The sequence below is a fragment of the Sphingomonas naphthae genome, assembly GCF_028607085.1.
Classification (GTDB): domain Bacteria; phylum Pseudomonadota; class Alphaproteobacteria; order Sphingomonadales; family Sphingomonadaceae; genus Sphingomonas_Q; species Sphingomonas_Q naphthae.
Genome location: NZ_CP117411.1, coordinates 1,859,134 through 1,874,159, shown reverse-complemented (window position 1 = coordinate 1,874,159; position 15,026 = coordinate 1,859,134). Strand labels below are relative to the sequence as shown.

15 protein-coding genes are annotated in these 15,026 nt (G+C 68.6%); 4 read left to right on the top strand and 11 right to left on the bottom strand.

Annotation, left to right across the window (positions count from 1 at the left end; translation table 11 throughout):
- Positions 1-100: 100 nt before the first annotated feature.
- Both PQ455_RS08855 and PQ455_RS08850 read left to right on the top strand, forming a co-directional pair.
- Complete coding sequence (locus PQ455_RS08855; protein ID WP_273691069.1) at positions 101-1,426, top strand: MFS transporter; 1,326 nt, start codon at positions 101-103, stop codon at positions 1,424-1,426.
- The gene (locus PQ455_RS08850; RefSeq protein WP_273691068.1) at positions 1,423-3,252 is read left to right on the top strand and encodes a DUF8034 domain-containing protein; all 1,830 of its coding nucleotides are present in this window, start codon (positions 1,423-1,425) and stop codon (positions 3,250-3,252) included. Before PQ455_RS08855 ends, PQ455_RS08850 begins: the two co-directional genes overlap by 4 nt.
- A gap of 43 nt (positions 3,253-3,295) precedes the next feature.
- Here PQ455_RS08850 and PQ455_RS08845 read toward each other — a convergent pair whose 3' ends face one another.
- Positions 3,296-4,045: a class I SAM-dependent methyltransferase gene (locus tag PQ455_RS08845; RefSeq protein WP_273691067.1), complete on the bottom strand. Its 750-nt coding sequence runs from the start codon at positions 4,043-4,045 to the stop codon at positions 3,296-3,298.
- A 244-nt stretch (positions 4,046-4,289) separates the two neighbouring features.
- Here PQ455_RS08845 and hfq point away from each other — a divergent pair, with 244 nt between their 5' ends.
- Both hfq and hflX read left to right on the top strand, forming a co-directional pair.
- On the top strand, positions 4,290-4,769 hold the full coding sequence (hfq, locus tag PQ455_RS08840; protein WP_273691064.1) for an RNA chaperone Hfq: 480 nt from the start codon (positions 4,290-4,292) through the stop codon (positions 4,767-4,769).
- The gene (hflX, locus tag PQ455_RS08835; RefSeq protein WP_273691062.1) at positions 4,766-6,079 is read left to right on the top strand and encodes a GTPase HflX; all 1,314 of its coding nucleotides are present in this window, start codon (positions 4,766-4,768) and stop codon (positions 6,077-6,079) included. The genes hfq and hflX overlap by 4 nt, the downstream gene beginning before the upstream one ends.
- An 865-nt stretch (positions 6,080-6,944) precedes the next feature.
- Here hflX and PQ455_RS08830 read toward each other — a convergent pair.
- The 10 genes from PQ455_RS08830 to PQ455_RS08785 all read right to left on the bottom strand — a co-directional run bounded on the left by PQ455_RS08830 (position 6,945) and on the right by PQ455_RS08785 (position 14,874).
- Positions 6,945-7,097, bottom strand: coding sequence for a hypothetical protein (locus PQ455_RS08830; protein WP_273691060.1), 153 nt, complete (start codon positions 7,095-7,097; stop codon positions 6,945-6,947).
- 11 nt (positions 7,098-7,108) lie between these two features.
- On the bottom strand, positions 7,109-7,768 hold the full coding sequence (gene lexA / locus PQ455_RS08825; protein WP_273691058.1) for a transcriptional repressor LexA: 660 nt from the start codon (positions 7,766-7,768) through the stop codon (positions 7,109-7,111).
- 57 nt (positions 7,769-7,825) lie between these two features.
- Positions 7,826-9,013 carry a molybdopterin molybdotransferase MoeA gene (locus tag PQ455_RS08820; protein ID WP_273691056.1) on the bottom strand — a complete coding sequence of 396 codons (1,188 nt, stop codon included), beginning with the start codon at positions 9,011-9,013 and terminating at the stop codon, positions 7,826-7,828.
- Positions 9,010-9,480, bottom strand: a complete 471-nt coding sequence (moaC, locus tag PQ455_RS08815; protein WP_273691054.1) for a cyclic pyranopterin monophosphate synthase MoaC — start codon at positions 9,478-9,480, stop codon at positions 9,010-9,012. The genes PQ455_RS08820 and moaC overlap by 4 nt, the downstream gene beginning before the upstream one ends.
- The gene (gene trpC, locus PQ455_RS08810) at positions 9,477-10,268 is read right to left on the bottom strand and encodes an indole-3-glycerol phosphate synthase TrpC (protein WP_420542848.1); all 792 of its coding nucleotides are present in this window, start codon (positions 10,266-10,268) and stop codon (positions 9,477-9,479) included. The genes moaC and trpC overlap by 4 nt, the downstream gene beginning before the upstream one ends.
- The gene (gene trpD, locus PQ455_RS08805; protein WP_273691053.1) at positions 10,268-11,260 is read right to left on the bottom strand and encodes an anthranilate phosphoribosyltransferase; all 993 of its coding nucleotides are present in this window, start codon (positions 11,258-11,260) and stop codon (positions 10,268-10,270) included. Before trpD ends, trpC begins: the two co-directional genes overlap by 1 nt.
- Positions 11,257-11,841: an anthranilate synthase component II gene (locus tag PQ455_RS08800; RefSeq protein WP_273691052.1), complete on the bottom strand. Its 585-nt coding sequence runs from the start codon at positions 11,839-11,841 to the stop codon at positions 11,257-11,259. The genes trpD and PQ455_RS08800 overlap by 4 nt, the downstream gene beginning before the upstream one ends.
- A gap of 13 nt (positions 11,842-11,854) precedes the next feature.
- Positions 11,855-12,967 (bottom strand): non-hydrolyzing UDP-N-acetylglucosamine 2-epimerase, encoded by a 1,113-nt coding sequence (gene wecB, locus PQ455_RS08795; protein WP_273691051.1) that lies wholly within the window; start codon positions 12,965-12,967, stop codon positions 11,855-11,857.
- Positions 12,957-14,495 carry a cysteine--tRNA ligase gene (gene cysS, locus PQ455_RS08790; RefSeq protein WP_273691049.1) on the bottom strand — a complete coding sequence of 513 codons (1,539 nt, stop codon included), beginning with the start codon at positions 14,493-14,495 and terminating at the stop codon, positions 12,957-12,959. Before cysS ends, wecB begins: the two co-directional genes overlap by 11 nt.
- 151 nt (positions 14,496-14,646) lie before the next feature.
- A complete protein-coding gene (locus PQ455_RS08785; protein ID WP_273691048.1) occupies positions 14,647-14,874 on the bottom strand; it encodes a hypothetical protein in 228 nt (75 codons plus the stop codon).
- Between the last annotated feature and the right edge of the window lie 152 nt (positions 14,875-15,026).

The following is a 15,026-nucleotide window of genomic DNA, read 5'->3' as shown; positions in this document are numbered from 1 at the left end:
TTTTGATTTGGACCGGCGGGCGGGGCGCGCCTAGCGTCCTCATCCTTACCCCGGCCGAAGCCCGCGCAGACGGGCGGCCGCCAGCGAGAGGACGATTTTCTTGGCGACGATCAGCGAGCAACCGGCGACGGCCCGGCCCACCAAGGTGCGCTACGGGATCATTGCGCTGATCTTCATCATCACCACGATCAACTATGCCGATCGTGCAACCTTCTCGATCGCGGGCAGTCAGGCCTCGACCGAACTGGGGCTGAATGCGGTGCAGACCGGCTACATCCTGTCGGCCTTCGCCTGGGCCTATGTGATCGCGCAGATTCCCGGTGGCGCGCTGCTGGATCGGTTCGGCACGCGGCGGGTCTACGCCACCGCGATCGCCATCTGGTCGATCCTCACCGCGCTTCAGGGGCTGACCGGTCTCATCATGGGCCTGTCGGCGGTGGTGATGCTGTTCGGCCTGCGCTTCCTCGTCGGGCTGGCGGAGGCGCCGTCCTTCCCCGGCAACGCGCGCCTCGTCGCGGCCTGGTTCCCCGCCAGCGAGCGCGGCACCGCGTCCGCCATCTTCAACGCCGCGCAATATTTCGCCCTGGTCAGCTTCTCGCCGCTGATGGGCTGGCTGGTCCACGATTTCGGCTGGCGCACGGTCTATTGGGTGATGGGCGGTCTCGGCCTCCTCGCCACCGCGATCTTCCTCAAGATGATCCGCAGCCCTGCCAGCCACCCGAGCATCAACGCCGCCGAACTCGCGCACATCGAGCAGGGTGGGGGCCTGATCCACATGGAGGACAGCAAGGTCCGCGCCGCGTTCGACTGGTCGGCCGTGCCCAAGCTCCTCAAGAACCGCATGATGCTGGGCATCTACATCGGCCAGTACGGCATCAACGTGCTGACCTATTTCTTCGTGACGTGGTTCCCGATCTATCTGGTGAAGGAGCGGGGCCTCAACATCATGCAGGCGGGCGCCGCCGCCGTGCTGCCGGCGCTGTGCGGCTTCCTCGGCGGTATCATCGGTGGCTATGTCTCGGATCTGCTGCTCAAGCGCACCGGATCGGTCGATATCGCCCGCAAGACGCCGCTCACCATCGGCATGCTGCTCGCCACCGCGATCATCGCCTGCGTGTTCGTCGATGCCGAGTGGCTGGTCATCCTGCTGATGTCGATCGCCTTCTTCGGCAAGGGCATCGCCTCGCTCGGCTGGGCGATCATGGCGGACGTCGCGCCAAAGGAAGCGGCGGGCGTCGCCAGCGGTGTCTTCAACATGCTCGGCAACGTCGGCGGCATCGTCACGCCGATCGCCATCGGCTACATCGTCGCGGCGACGGGGTCGTTCGATTGGGCGCTGATCTTCGTGGGCGCGCATTGCGTGCTGACGATCCTCGCCTTCGTCTTCATCGCCGGCCCCTTCTATCGCCTGAGCTTCGCCAAATGATCGTCGATCGCCGTTCGGTCCTGATGGGTGGCGTGGCCCTCGCCGCGACCTTGCCCGCGCAAGCCCGCGCCGCCGCCGCGCCGATGCGCGTCGGGGAGCGCCAGCCGGCACCCGCCTGGGCCACGCTCCAGCGCCGCCTGCTCGATGCCAATGCCGCCGCCTGCGAGGCGTTCTACGCCAAATATGTCGGCAAGGGCGACCGGCTCGAGGTGTTCGAGCGGTGGGGCGCCAACGACGGCCCCGACGACGCCGCCGAGGCGACCAACGACTGGGTGCTGCTGCACGCCATGGGCGGATCGGATCGGCTGCTCGATCTGTCGCGCCGCTTCTTCGAGGGGCATCTCCACCAATATACGGCGGCCAGGACGATCGACGTGCCGATCGCCCGCAAGGGCATGTATTATCGCGAATTTCCGGTGCAGATGGATTGGCAGCACAATTCGGAGGGGCTGACCAGCTTCAACCTCTTCGGCCTGTCGATCCCGCGCGACGCCAAGTTGAAGGAGCGCACCGGCCGCTACGCCGATTTCTACACCGGCCGCGATCCCACGACGCGCAATTACGATCCGAAGCTGCGGATGATGCGTTCGATGCTCAACGGCAGTCGCGGGCCGATGCTGCGCGAGGCGACCCCGCTCGACTGGGCGGGTGATCCCTTCGCGGCGGGCGAGCGCTTCCACATGGAGCATGGCGAGACGACCTATGCCCAGACGCTGCATCATTATGACGAATATGGCGACGTCGTCGGCGACAATCCGCTCAACCTCCAGGCGACCACGCTCGGCCTGAACGCTTATGCGCTGGGGCTGGGGGATCGCTTCCGCGGCTGGGCGCTCGACTATCTCGACGCCTGGGTCGATCGCGCACGCGCCAATGGCGATATCCTGCCGAGCCACGTCAATCCGGACGGCCGCGTCGGCAAGGATTGGTGGAAGGGCGTCTACGGCTGGGGCTTCTCGCCACTGGTGCCGCAGACCGGCCAGCGCGAGGATCGCAACCGGGTCACCCGATCGATCACCGCCTTCATGAACGGTACGCTCCTGACTGGCGATCAGGTCTATATGGATCTGTGGCGCAGGCAGCGAGAGGCGTTGCTCGACAAGGCCGTCCAGCGCGACGGCAAGCTGATGGTGCCGACGATGCACGGCGCCGACGGCTGGTATAGCTACAAGCCCGCGCCCTACCGCACCAACGGCTTCGAGCTGTGGTATTTCTCGCAGCGGGCCGACGATCGCGCGGCGGCGGGCGACCATCCGTGGCTCGCCTTCCTCGAAGGCCGCAACCCGAACTATCCGATCGAGACGCTCCAGCAGGACATGGCGCGCATCGCCGAGCGGATCGAGGCGCGCGAGAAGGACCCCACAACCCGCGACACGCGGCTGGCCGACTGGCCGATCGACATCAACCCCGCCAGCGCCCGCGCGCTGGTGCAACTGACGACGGGCGGCCTCCACATCGCCCGCCCGCCCTGGTCGCCGACCACCGCGCCGCAGGGCGGCGTCACGCTACACTGCCGCCTGCGCTATTTCGATCCCACCCGCCGCCGCGCGGGCCTGCCCGATCAGGTCGCCGCGCTGGTGACGGGCATGGGCGATGGCCATGTCGACGTGACGCTGGTGAACCTCGGCGGCAAGCCGGCCGACATCGTCGTGCAGGGCGGCGCCTATGGCGAACATCGCATCGATCGGGTGCAGGCCGGCGCGACGGCGCAGGACGTGGCGGCGCGCCATGTGACGCTGCAACTGGCGGCGGGGAGCCAGGTGGCGCTGCGCATCGCGATGACGCGCTACGCCAACCGGCCGACGCTGGCGATGCCCTGGGGCTGATCGCGCCGATACCGCCCCGGGCTGGCCGGGGCGGTGCGGAACCTTACTTCTTCGGCTTCTCGAACGCGTAGATGAACTGGTCCGTATTGCCGCGCAGCGCCGGATCGAACACCTTCAGCGTATGATCGTCGGCGGCATGCGCCAGCAGCTTGCTTTCGCCCGCGAATTTGAAGCCCGCCGCGACGATCGCATCCTTCACCACCTTCGGCTCGATGCGATGGAGCGTGTCGGTCTCGGTCATGCCGCTGCCGGGCTTGCCGGTATGATCGATCACGATGAAGCGGCCGCCGGGCTTGAGCGAGGCCAGAACATTCTTCGAGAAAGCGGTGATATCCAGTCCGCCGAACGACTTGTTCGGCAGATCGTGGATGTTCTGCGAGGTGAACACCACGTCCGCCGGCGGGGTCGCATAGGCCGCCAGATCGACCGGCAGCGCCTCGACATTCTCGAAGCCCGGCTGGCCGATCAGCGCCTTCATGCGGGGTTCGCCCCGTGCGCCGGGCGCGACCATGGCGGCCGGCCATACGTCGATCACCTTGCCCTTCGGCCCGACCACGCCCGAGAACAGCCGCGTCCAATATCCGCCGCCCGGCAGCAGATCGACGACGGTCTGGCCGGGCTTCACGCCGGCGAAGGCGGTGATTTCGCCGCCCTTGCGCCGCTCGTCATCCTTCTTGTCCGCCTCGCGGGCGGGGGCGGCCAGCGCCTTGGTGACGGGGGCCGGGACCGAGGCGGCGATCGCTATGGCGGGAAGGGCGGCGGCAAGCAGCAAGGCGGCGATGGGAGTGCGCATGTCTCTCTCCTGGAAACGGTATGGCGCGCACCATCACCGGATCGGGGCGGAAGGCAAGGGGCTGGCTTGTACCATCCGGTACAAAAACAGTTGCACCGCAAAACTTTTCGCGTCGATGGCTGGACGCGATCCCCGCTTGCCCCTACATTCGTTTCGCACCTGCACACAGCCGGTGTAGCCACGACGCCTGGGCATAAGGCGCACATGCGGGTCCACGATCCCGCCAAGACCGGAGAACCGGACCATGGCCGACAAGGTCAACAATCTTCAGGATATTTTCCTCAACACGCTGCGCAAGGGCAAGATCCCCGTCACGATGTTCCTCGTGAAGGGCGTGAAGTTGCAGGGCATCATCACCTGGTTCGACAATTTCTCGGTGCTGCTGCGCCGCGACGGGCAGAGCCAGCTGATCTACAAGCATGCCATCTCCACCGTGATGCCGGCGCATCCGCTCGATCTCGCGCCGATCGAAAAGGCGTTCGAGGATCGCAAGTCGACCCTGCTCCAGGAAGTGTTCCTCGCCGCAGTGCGCAAGACCCGCGAGCCGGTGACGATGTTCCTGGTCAACGGCGTGATGCTCCAGGGGGAGATCGCCGCCTATGATCTGTTCTGCATGCTGCTGCGGCGTGACGGGATGAGCCAGCTCGTCTACAAGCACGCCATATCGACGGTGCAGCCGGCCAACCCGCTGAACCTGCAAGGCGCGGAGGAAGACGAGGATTGAGCGTATTCAACAAGGCTGACGACGATTTCGCGCGGGGTGCGCGGGCCGTCGTCGCCTTGCCCGATCGGGCGCAGGGCAATGCGCGCGGCGTCGAGGCGCGGCTGGACGAAGCCGCCGGCCTCGCCGCCGCGATCGGCATCGACGTGGTCGAGCGCCTGTCCTTCCGCCTGCGCGAGCCCAAGCCCGCCACGCTCTTCGGCTCCGGCCAGGTCGAGCAGATCGCCGATGCGGTGCGCATGGACGAGGCCGAACTGGTCGTCGTCGATGCCGCGCTCACACCCGTTCAGCAGAAGAATCTCGAGACGGCCTGCAAGGCCAAGGTGATCGACCGCACCGGCCTCATTCTCGAAATCTTCGGCGAGCGGGCAGCCACCGCCGAGGGGCGGTTGCAGGTCGAACTCGCCCATCTCGACTATCAGGCCGGGCGGCTGGTTCGCAGCTGGACCCACCTCGAGCGCCAGCGCGGCGGCTTCGGCTTCCTCGGCGGCCCCGGCGAAACCCAGATCGAGGCCGATCGCCGCCTCATCCGCGATCGCATGGCGAAACTGCGCCGCGAACTGGAACAGGTCCGCAAGACGCGTGGCCTCCACCGCGCCCGCCGCCAGCGTGCGCCGTGGCCTGTCGTGGCGCTGGTTGGCTACACCAATGCCGGCAAGTCGACCTTGTTCAACCGCATGACCGGCGCCGCCGTCATGGCCGAGAACCTCCTCTTCGCCACGCTCGACCCCACGATGCGGCAGATCAGCCTGCCGGGTATCGACAAGGCGATCCTGTCCGACACGGTCGGCTTCGTCTCGGACCTGCCGACGCAGCTGGTGGCCGCCTTCCGCGCAACTTTGGAGGAGGTCACCGCCGCCGACCTCATCATCCACGTCCGCGACGTCTCCCATCCCGACAGCGAGGCGCAGCGCGCCGACGTGATGGCTGTGCTGGCCGAAATCGGCATCGGCCCCGCCGCCGACGGCCCCGACGCCAACCCCACCGCGCTCATCTTCGAGGCGTGGAACAAGCTCGACGCGCTGCCCCCGCAAGAGGCCGAGCGCCTCCTCCACGAAGCCGCCCGCCGCGACGATGTGGTGGCCCTGTCGGCGCTCACCGGCGAGGGCGTCGAAACCCTCCGCCGCACCGTCGGCGACCGCCTCGCCGCCGGCCACCGCCGCTACACGCTCGACATCCCCCTCACCGACGGCGCGACCCTCGCCTGGCTCCACCAGCATGGCGAAGTGCTGCACGAGGAGACCGAGGGCGAGACGCAGGTCGTCGAGGTGCGCCTTTCGGAAGAGGATTGGGCGCGGTTTCAGGCGCGCTAGGGGGCGGGGCGGGGAATCCGCCGCCCCACGATGCTCGTCACCCCGGCCTCGTGCCGGGGTCCAGCCCGAAGCACGCGTCAATGCCGTCCTTCAACCGGATCGATCGGGAGCCGGTGGACCCCGGAACACGTCCGGGGTGACGATCGTCGCGATCGGTTCGCTGCCACCTGCTCTTGCAGATCATCACCACAGCGATAGGGATAGATCATGCGAAAGGTCATCGCCCTGCTAGTTGCGGCTGTTGCCGTGGCTTATGTGTAGTTGGACCTTCTTCCTGATTTGGTTCACGTTTGCCTTCTTCGACGTCACCAAGGAACAAATAAGCCCCTTGGACGCCAGAGCGTTCGTCGTCCTGGTTCTAACCGTCGCGCCGGTAACCCTGCTATGCCCATCGAAGGCGCGCAGTCTGTGGCGAAGTGACAGCCGCAGAATCTAACCACAATCTAAAACTTGACAAACCAGAACAAATAGCGTACAAGCCGCGCCGCTTCCGTCACTGGTGATCGCGGTGGAGGGGGCAGGCTCCTGGTGGCGCAGGCCGCCGGGGCGACCGGCGCGGAGTCATCCGGCATCAGCCGAAGCTTCGCGTGATCGTCAAAGGCCCGGTGCGGTGTTCGATCCTGCTGCCACCTCAGCATGGGATCCGCCCCGCCCCCGGCCGCCCGCGCCTCCCCGGAGGTGCGATAGCCCTCTCAAGGGCACATCCTGCCGGATGCAAGTGGCAGGACCGCGCCGGTCGCAGTCGCCATCTTCAGGCCAAGGGGAGGATGCGCGGGGAAATCCTATTTTCGGTTTCGGTTACCGACGCTGGGCGAGCCCGCGATGGAATCAGGCACACCAGCACAGCGCCAGGCCGATCAGCCCGTCACTGATAGGCAATCATCATCCAATGGCGAGAGGGAGGCCGAGTTCGGGCGCGAGCCATCCGCCCGCCGAACATGGCGCGCATCGCCAGTTCGGCGTCCGGCGGCGTCGCGGCTTCCAGGATCGGCCGCAACGCCTTCGGGTCATGCGCCATATCGGGCGCGATCAGTAGCGGCGGAGCAGGCCGGCGAGGCGGCCCTGCACGCGGACCTGCGCCGGGCTGTAGCGTTGCGGATCATAGGCGCGATTGGCCGGATCGAGCCGGATCATCGTGCCTTCGCGGCGGAAATATTTGAGCGTCGCTTCCATCTCGTCGATCAGGGCGACGACGATCTGGCCTTCGCGGGCGCTCTCGGTGCGCTGGATGAGCGCATAGTCGCCATCGAGGATCCCGGCCTCGACCATCGAATCGCCCGAGACCTCGAGCGCATAATGTTCGCCCGGGCCCAGCAGCGCGGCGGGGACGGACAGGCTGGTCTGCCCCTCCATCGCCTCGATCGGCACGCCGGCGGCGATGCGGCCGTGGAGCGGGATTTCCAGCACGTCGTTGGCGGCCTGCGGGATCGGCTTCTTCGGCACGGCGACCAAGGCGGGCGGGGCCTTGCGCATCAGTTCGGGCATCCGCAGCACCTCTAGCGCGCGGGCGCGGTTGGGCAGGCGGCGAATGAACTGGCGCTCCTCCAGCGCATTGATGAGCCGGTGAACCCCCGACTTGGACTTGAGGTCGAGCGCCTCCTTCATCTCCTCGAACGAGGGAGACACGCCGGTCTCGCCCAGTCGATGGTTGATGAAGGTGAGCAGCTCATTCTGCTTGGACGTCAGCATCGCATGATACCCCATCGGGAACGAACGCGGAACGTCTAGGCAACATGGAACAGACTGTCAAGCGAGCGTAACGATCTCGACCTGTTCCCCCGCCGCGATGGGCGGCGCGCCGGCGGGGCGGACGATCAGGCAATCGGCCGCGGCGAGCGAGGACAGGCCGGCGCTGTCCTGCCGATTCATCGCACGAATGCCATCCATCTGATTGATCCCACGCAGGAAATCGGTTCGGCCACCCACGGCGGGGAGGGGATGGAGCAGGGTGGCGAAGGCCATCGGGGGGGCGGGATCGACCGCGCCGGAGAGACGCGCGAGCAGCGGTTTCAGGAACAGGGTGGCGCCGACGAAGGCGGAGACGGGGTTGCCGGGCAGGCCGAGCACGACCGCGTCGCCGATCCGCCCCGCCATCAGCGGCTTGCCCGGCCGCATCGCGACCCGCCAGAAATCGAGCGCCGCGCCCGCCGCTGCCAGCGCGGGGCGGACGAGATCATGGTCGCCGACCGAGGCCCCGCCGATCGTGACGACCACGTCGGCGATGCGCGCGGCTTCGGCGAAGGCGGCGGTGAGGGCGGCCAGATCGTCGGGCACGATGCCGAGATCGACGATCTCCGCCAGCGGGCCGCCGCACAGGGCCGCCAGCATCGGCGCGTTGCTGGATGGCAGGCGGTCGTCGGGCGTGGGCGCGCCGGGGGGCACCAGTTCGTCGCCGGTCGAGATCAGGGCGACGCGAGCGCGGCGGCGGACGGGCAGGGCGCCGTGACCGGCGGCGGCGGCGAGGCCGATGCGGGCGGGTGTGAGGCGATCGCCGGACGCGATGAGGGGGGCGCCGTCCGCGAAATCGGCGCCGCGCCGGCGGACATGCTCGCCCTGGGCCGGCGGGCCTTTGCCGGTCATGCGGACGAGGCCGTCGGCGGCGGTGGCTTCCTCCTGGATGAGGATCGTGTCGGCACCGGGGGGCAGAGCGGCGCCGGTGAAGATGCGCGCGGCCTCGCCGGGGGCCAGCGGGATCGCGAAGGGGCGCCCGGCCGCGCTCTCGCCGACGATGCGCCACGGGCCGGGGCGCTCGGCGAAGCGGATGGCGTAGCCGTCCATCGCGGAGAGATCGGCGGCGGGCTGGGTGCGGCGGGCGAGGACGGGTTCGGCGGCATGGCGCCCGGCCGCGTCGATCAGCGGCACGGTCTCGATCGGCAGCGGCGCGGCCAGCGCGAGCAGGCGGGCGCGGGCGTCGGCGACCGGGAGCAGGCTCACGGCCGGCGCCAGTCGCCCGACTTGCCGCCGGTCTTGGACAGGAGACGAATATCCCCGATCGTCATGGCCTTATCGACCGCCTTGGCCATGTCGTAGACGGTGAGCAGGGCGACCGAAACGGCGCTCATCGCCTCCATCTCGACCCCGGTGCGGCCGTTGGTGGTGACGGTGGCGGTGGCGATCACCGCGTCGTCCTCCACGATCAGGTCGATCGTGCAGGCGGCGATCGGCAGGGGGTGGCACAGCGGGATCAGATCGGCGGTGCGCTTGGCGGCCATGATCCCGGCGACCCGCGCGACCGCCAGCACGTCGCCCTTGCCGACCGATCCCTCGCAGATCGCGGCGGCGGCGGCGGGGGACATGGCGATGCGCCCCTCGGCGATGGCGGTGCGGCTCGTCTCGGCCTTGGCGGAGACGTCGACCATGCGGGCGGCGCCGGCGGCGTCGATATGGGTAAGGCCGGTCATGCCGGGGTGAGCAGGCTACGTGTCGCCGCCTCGACATCGGCCTGCCGCATAAGCGATTCCCCGATCAGGAAGCAGCGGACGCCGTGGCTGGCCATCGCATCGAGATCGCCGCGATGGCCGAGGCCGCTTTCGGCGACGAAGGTGCAGCCGGCCGGGGCATGGCCGACGAGTTCGTAGGTCCGCTCGAAATCGACCGAGAAGTCCCTGAGATCGCGATTGTTCACGCCGATCAGCCGCGATTGCAGGATCAGCGCGCGATCGAGTTCGGCGCGGTCATGAACCTCGACCAGCACGTCCATGTCGCGCTCGATCGCGGCCGCCTCGATCTCGATCATGGCGCCGTTGTCCAGCGCGGCGACGATGATGAGGATGGCGTCGGCACCCAGCGCGCGCGCCTCGGCGACCTGCCACGGATCGATCATGAAATCCTTGCGGAGACAAGGCAGATCGACCGCCGCGCTCGCCGCCTGGAGGTAAGCGTCGGCGCCCTGGAAATAGGGCTCGTCGGTCAGGACGGAAAGGCAGGTGGCGCCGCCGGCCTGATAGGCGCGGGCGTGGGCGGGGGGATCGAAATCGGCGCGGATCAGGCCCTTTGAGGGCGAGGCTTTCTTGATCTCGGCGATGAGGCCATAGCCGCCCGCCGCCACGGTGCGATCGAGCGCGGCGCGAAAACCGCGCGGGGGCGTCTGTCCGGCCGCCAGCGCGTCGAGATCGGCGATCGAGCGGCGCGCCTTGCCGGCGGCGACATGCTCGCGCTTGGTATCGAGGATCGCGGTCAAACGGTTCATCAGAAAGCGATCCAGCAGTTGAGCAGGGCGTTGGCGAGGCCTTTGTCGATGACTTCGGCGGCTTCCTCGACGGCATCCCGCCAGTCGTCGGCGCGGTCGGCGACGATCAGCGCGGCGGCGGCGTTGAGGAGGACGGCGTCGCGATAGGGGCCGGGTTCGCCCATCAGCAGCGCGCGCAGGGCGGCGGCGTTGAAAGCGGCGTCGCCCCCCCGGATCGCGTCGAGCGAATGGCGGGGCAAACCGGCATCCTCGGGGGTGATCGTCAACTCGCCGGCGCGGGGGCCGATGCGGACGATGCGGCTGGGGCCGGCGATCGAAAGTTCGTCGAGGCTTTCCTCGCCCGCGACCACCATCGCCGCCTCGGCACCGAGATAGTCGAGCGCGGTGGCGACAGTGGGAAGGAAATCGACCCGCGCCACGCCCAGCAACTGGCGGGTCACCCGCGCCGGATTGGCGAGCGGGCCGATCAGGTTGAACACCGTGCGCCGGCCGATCGCGCGGCGGATCGGGGCCATGCGCGCCAGCACCGGATGATGCTTCTGCGCGAAAAGGAAGGCGATGCCGAGGTCGGCGAGGCTTTCCTCGGCGCGGGCGGATGCGCGATCGAGATCGAGGCCGAGCGCCTCCAGCGTGTCGGCCGCGCCCGCTTTCGACGAGGCGGCACGGTTGCCGTGCTTGGCGACGGGCACGCCGGCGGCGGCCACCACGATCGCGACGGCGGTGGAGATGTTGAGGCTGTGCTGGCCGTCCCCGCCGGTGCCGCACACGTCGATCGCGCCGACGGGGGCCTTCACCGCGATCATCCGCTCGCGCAGCACGCGGGCGGCGGCGGCGATCTCGATGGCGGTCTCGTCGCGCTCGGCCAGATCGATCAGGAAGCGGGCGACGGCCTCGTCGGGCACCTTGCCGTCGAGGATGTCGGCGAAGGCCGCATGCGCCGTCGCCTCGTCGAGCGGTGTCGAAGGGTCAGGCAGCAACGCCAGGGTCGTCATGCCGGCTCCGCGACCTTGATCCCCGCCATCCGCAGGAAGTTGGCGAGCAAGGCGTGGCCATGCTCGGTGGCGATGCTCTCGGGGTGGAATTGCACGCCGTGGATCGGCAGCGTCGCGTGGCGCACGCCCATCACCACGTCGCCCGTCCAGCCGTTGACGATCAGATCGTCTGGCACGTCCTCCACCACGAGCGAATGATAGCGGGTGGCGGTGAAGGGCGAGGGGAGGCCGGTGAACAGCCCGGTGCCGTCATGTTCGACCGGCGAGGTCTTGCCGTGCATCAGGCTGGGCGCGCGGACGACCCGCCCGCCGAAATGCTGGCCGATTGCCTGATGGCCGAGGCAGACGCCCAGCAGCGGCTTGCCGGCATCGGCGCAGGCGGCGACCAGATCGAGACTGATCCCGGCCTCGTTGGGGGTGCAGGGGCCGGGCGAGATCAGGAAGGCTTCCGCACCCGTCGAGATGGCCTGCCCCGCGCCGATCGCGTCGTTGCGCACGACCTCCACGGTGGAACCGAGTTCCTGGAGGTAGTGCACCAGGTTCCAGGTGAAGCTGTCGTAATTGTCGATGACCAAGATCATAATGGTCCCGCGCTTAGCGGAGGGCCGCGCGGCGGGGAAGGGGATGCGCCACGATCGCGTCGAGGATGCGGTGCGCGGCCTGCCCGTCGCCATAGGGGAAGGCCGGGCGCGACATGGCGGCGTGGGCGCGCGCGTCATCGAGCAGGCGGCGCGCGGCGGCGACGATGCGGCGCGGCACGGTGCCGACCATCGCGAGATTGCCCGTCGCCAGCGCCTCGGGCCGCTCGGTCACGTCGCGCAGCACCAGCGTCGGCAGGCCGATCGCCGGGGCCTCCTCCTGCAACCCGCCCGAATCGGTGAGGAGGAGGTGGGCCTGCGCCATCAGCGCGACCATCGCCGGATAGGTGAGGGCGGGGGTCAGCTCGATATCGGGGACGCCGGCCAGTTCGCGCTCGACCACGGCGGCGACGGCGGGATTGGGGTGGACCGGCAGCAGGATCGAGACGTCGCCCCGCGCGGCGATGGTGCGCAGCGCGCGGCAGATAGCGGGGAGATGGGCGACATTCTCGCGGCGGTGCGCCGTCACGAGGATGAGGCGGCGATCGGAATGGCGGTGGAGCGCGACGTTGCGGCGCATCCACAGCAAGGCGTCGATCCCGGTGTTGCCGGTCACGAAGACGCGGCCGGGCACGCCCTCATGGCGGAGATGGCGGGCGGCCTCGACGGTGGGGGCGAACAGCATCGTGGAAAGCGCGTCGATCTGGACCCGATTGCGTTCCTCCGGCCAAGGCATATTGAGGTCGCCCGATCGCAGGCCCGCCTCGACATGGCCGACCGCGGAGCCCGCCTGATGCGCCACCCGCGCCGCAGCCCAGGCCGAAGTCGTGTCGCCCTGCACCAGCACGATATCGGGCGCGATCTCGGCGAGCAGCGCGGGGAGGGCGCGGGCGATGCGATCGGCAAGGTTCTCGATCGTGTCGCCGGGCCGGGCGGGGGGCAGGGTGCGATCCGCCTTCAGGCCGAAGGCGTGAAGCGCATCGGCGAACATCTCGGGATGCTGGCCGGTGGCGATCAGGCGGAGGCGGAGATCGGGGCGCCCCTCGGCGGCAAGGAGCAGGGGCGCGAGCTTGATCGCTTCCGGCCGCGTCCCCCCGATCAGAAGGATGCGGCGGGGCTCACTCGCCAAGCTGCGGGCGCCACTCCCAGCGGAGCGGATCGCCGTCCATGATCTCGATCCCGGCGGCATCGAGCCGGTCGCGCAGCGCATCGGACGCGGCGAAATCCCTAGCCGCGCGCACCGCCTGCCGCTCGGCGATCAGCGCCTCGACCGCATCGTCGTCCAGCGTTGCCCCCTCGGGGCGGACGCTGAGCGCGCGGCGGTCGCCGGCGATCAGATCGAGGCCGAGGACGAGATCCATGCTGCCGACGAGGCGGAGGCGTTCGTCGGCCGGGATCTTCTTGTCGGCGATGGCGGCCTCCAGCAGCGGAAGGGCGGCCGGGGTGCCGAGGTCGTTGGCCATCGCGGCATCGAACTCCGTCAGGACCGCCAGCGCTTTGGCCGACAGCCCGTCCTCGATGATGCCGCGCTGGTAGGCGAGGCTCGCGCCCCGGCTGTCACCGGCCTCGGCCAGTACGCGGCGCCACGCGGCGGGCTCGGTCTGCCCTTTCAGCCGCTCGACCGCGATGGCGATACGCTTCAGGCGGGTGAGGGCGGCGGCGATCGCCTCGGGCGAGAATTCCAGCTCGCCGCGATAATGGGCGGTGAGGCACAGCATGCGATAGGCGAGCGCCGGCACGCCGCGCGTGACGAGCGAGGCGAGGGTGGTGAAGCCACCGCGCGATTTCGACATCTTTCCCGATCGATCGACCAGGAAGTTGTTGTGCATCCAGAAGTTGGCGCCGCTGTGGCCACTGCCGGTGAAGGCCTGATTCTGCGCGATCTCGTTGCAATGGTGGATCTCGCGATGGTCGATCCCGCCGGTGTGGATGTCGAACTGCTCGCCGAGATATTTCATGCTCATCACCGAGCATTCGAGATGCCAGCCGGGCGCGCCCGGCCCCCAGGGCGAAAGCCATTCCATCTGGCGTTGCTCGTCGGCCGGGGAGCGGCGCCACACCGCGAAGTCGGCCGGATTGCGCTTGCCCTCCACCTCGGCGATGCGGCCGACGGTGTCGTCGGGCCGGGCGCCGGCGAGGCGGCCATAGTCGGGCACGGTGGACGTGTCGAAATAGAGGCCGCTGTCGAGTTCGTAGGTGGCGCCACGCGCCTCGATCGCGCGGGCGAAGGCGATCATGTCCTGCACATGCTGGGTGGCGACGCTCCACACGGTCGGCTCGCGGATGCCGAGGGCGGAGAGATCGCTTTTGAAGGCGGTGGTGTAGAAAGCGGCGATGTCCCAGATGGAGCGCCCGGTGCTGGCGGCGGCCGCCTCCATCTTGTCGGCGCCGGCATCCGCATCCGACGTCAGATGGCCGACATCGGTGATGTTGATGACGTGATTGACCGCATAACCCTTCCAGTTGAGGGTGCGGCGCAGCGTATCGGTGAAGACATAGGCGCGCAGATTGCCGAGGTGCGCGAAATTGTAGACCGTCGGGCCGCAGCTGTAGAGCCGCACCATCGCCGGATCGATCGGCGCGAAATCGCGCAAGCCGCGCGTGAGGCTGTCGAACAGGCGCAGCGGGGCGCCGATCAATGTATCGGGAAGGCTCATATCGGCCGCTGACTAGCGCGGGCGGCGGGCGCGACCAACGGCTAAATGCAGGCGGCGCGGCAGACCGGCCCCAAACGAAAACAGGCGCCCACCGCTGAGGTGGACGCCCGTTCCGAAATCCTGTTTCCTCTCCGTGAGGAGAGGAGACCGATTAGCCAGCGACGTTGTCGGCGGCGTCGTGCAGGTTCTCCGCGTCGTTCGACAGCGCCTCGGCGGCCATGTCGTTCGAGGTGTTCTCGGACATGTCCTCGAGGTTCTCGGCGGCGTTATCCAGCGCGGCGGCGGCGTTGTCGGCGGCGTTCTCGGCCGGGGTCGGCTTGCTGCAGGCGGCCAGGGACATCAGGCCGGCAGCGGCGAGAACAAAGCTAAGCTTCTTCATTCGAGCAGCTCCATTTAGTCTTCTATTTCGGGCCCGGCCCGAACGCCGTCCCTGCGCCCAAATAGCCTAACACTCTCAACCGTCAACGTAGAAATGATCGGATACCCCAAACGGTTCGTCGATTCCTTTTGCGCCGCAGCGCGATCGATGCA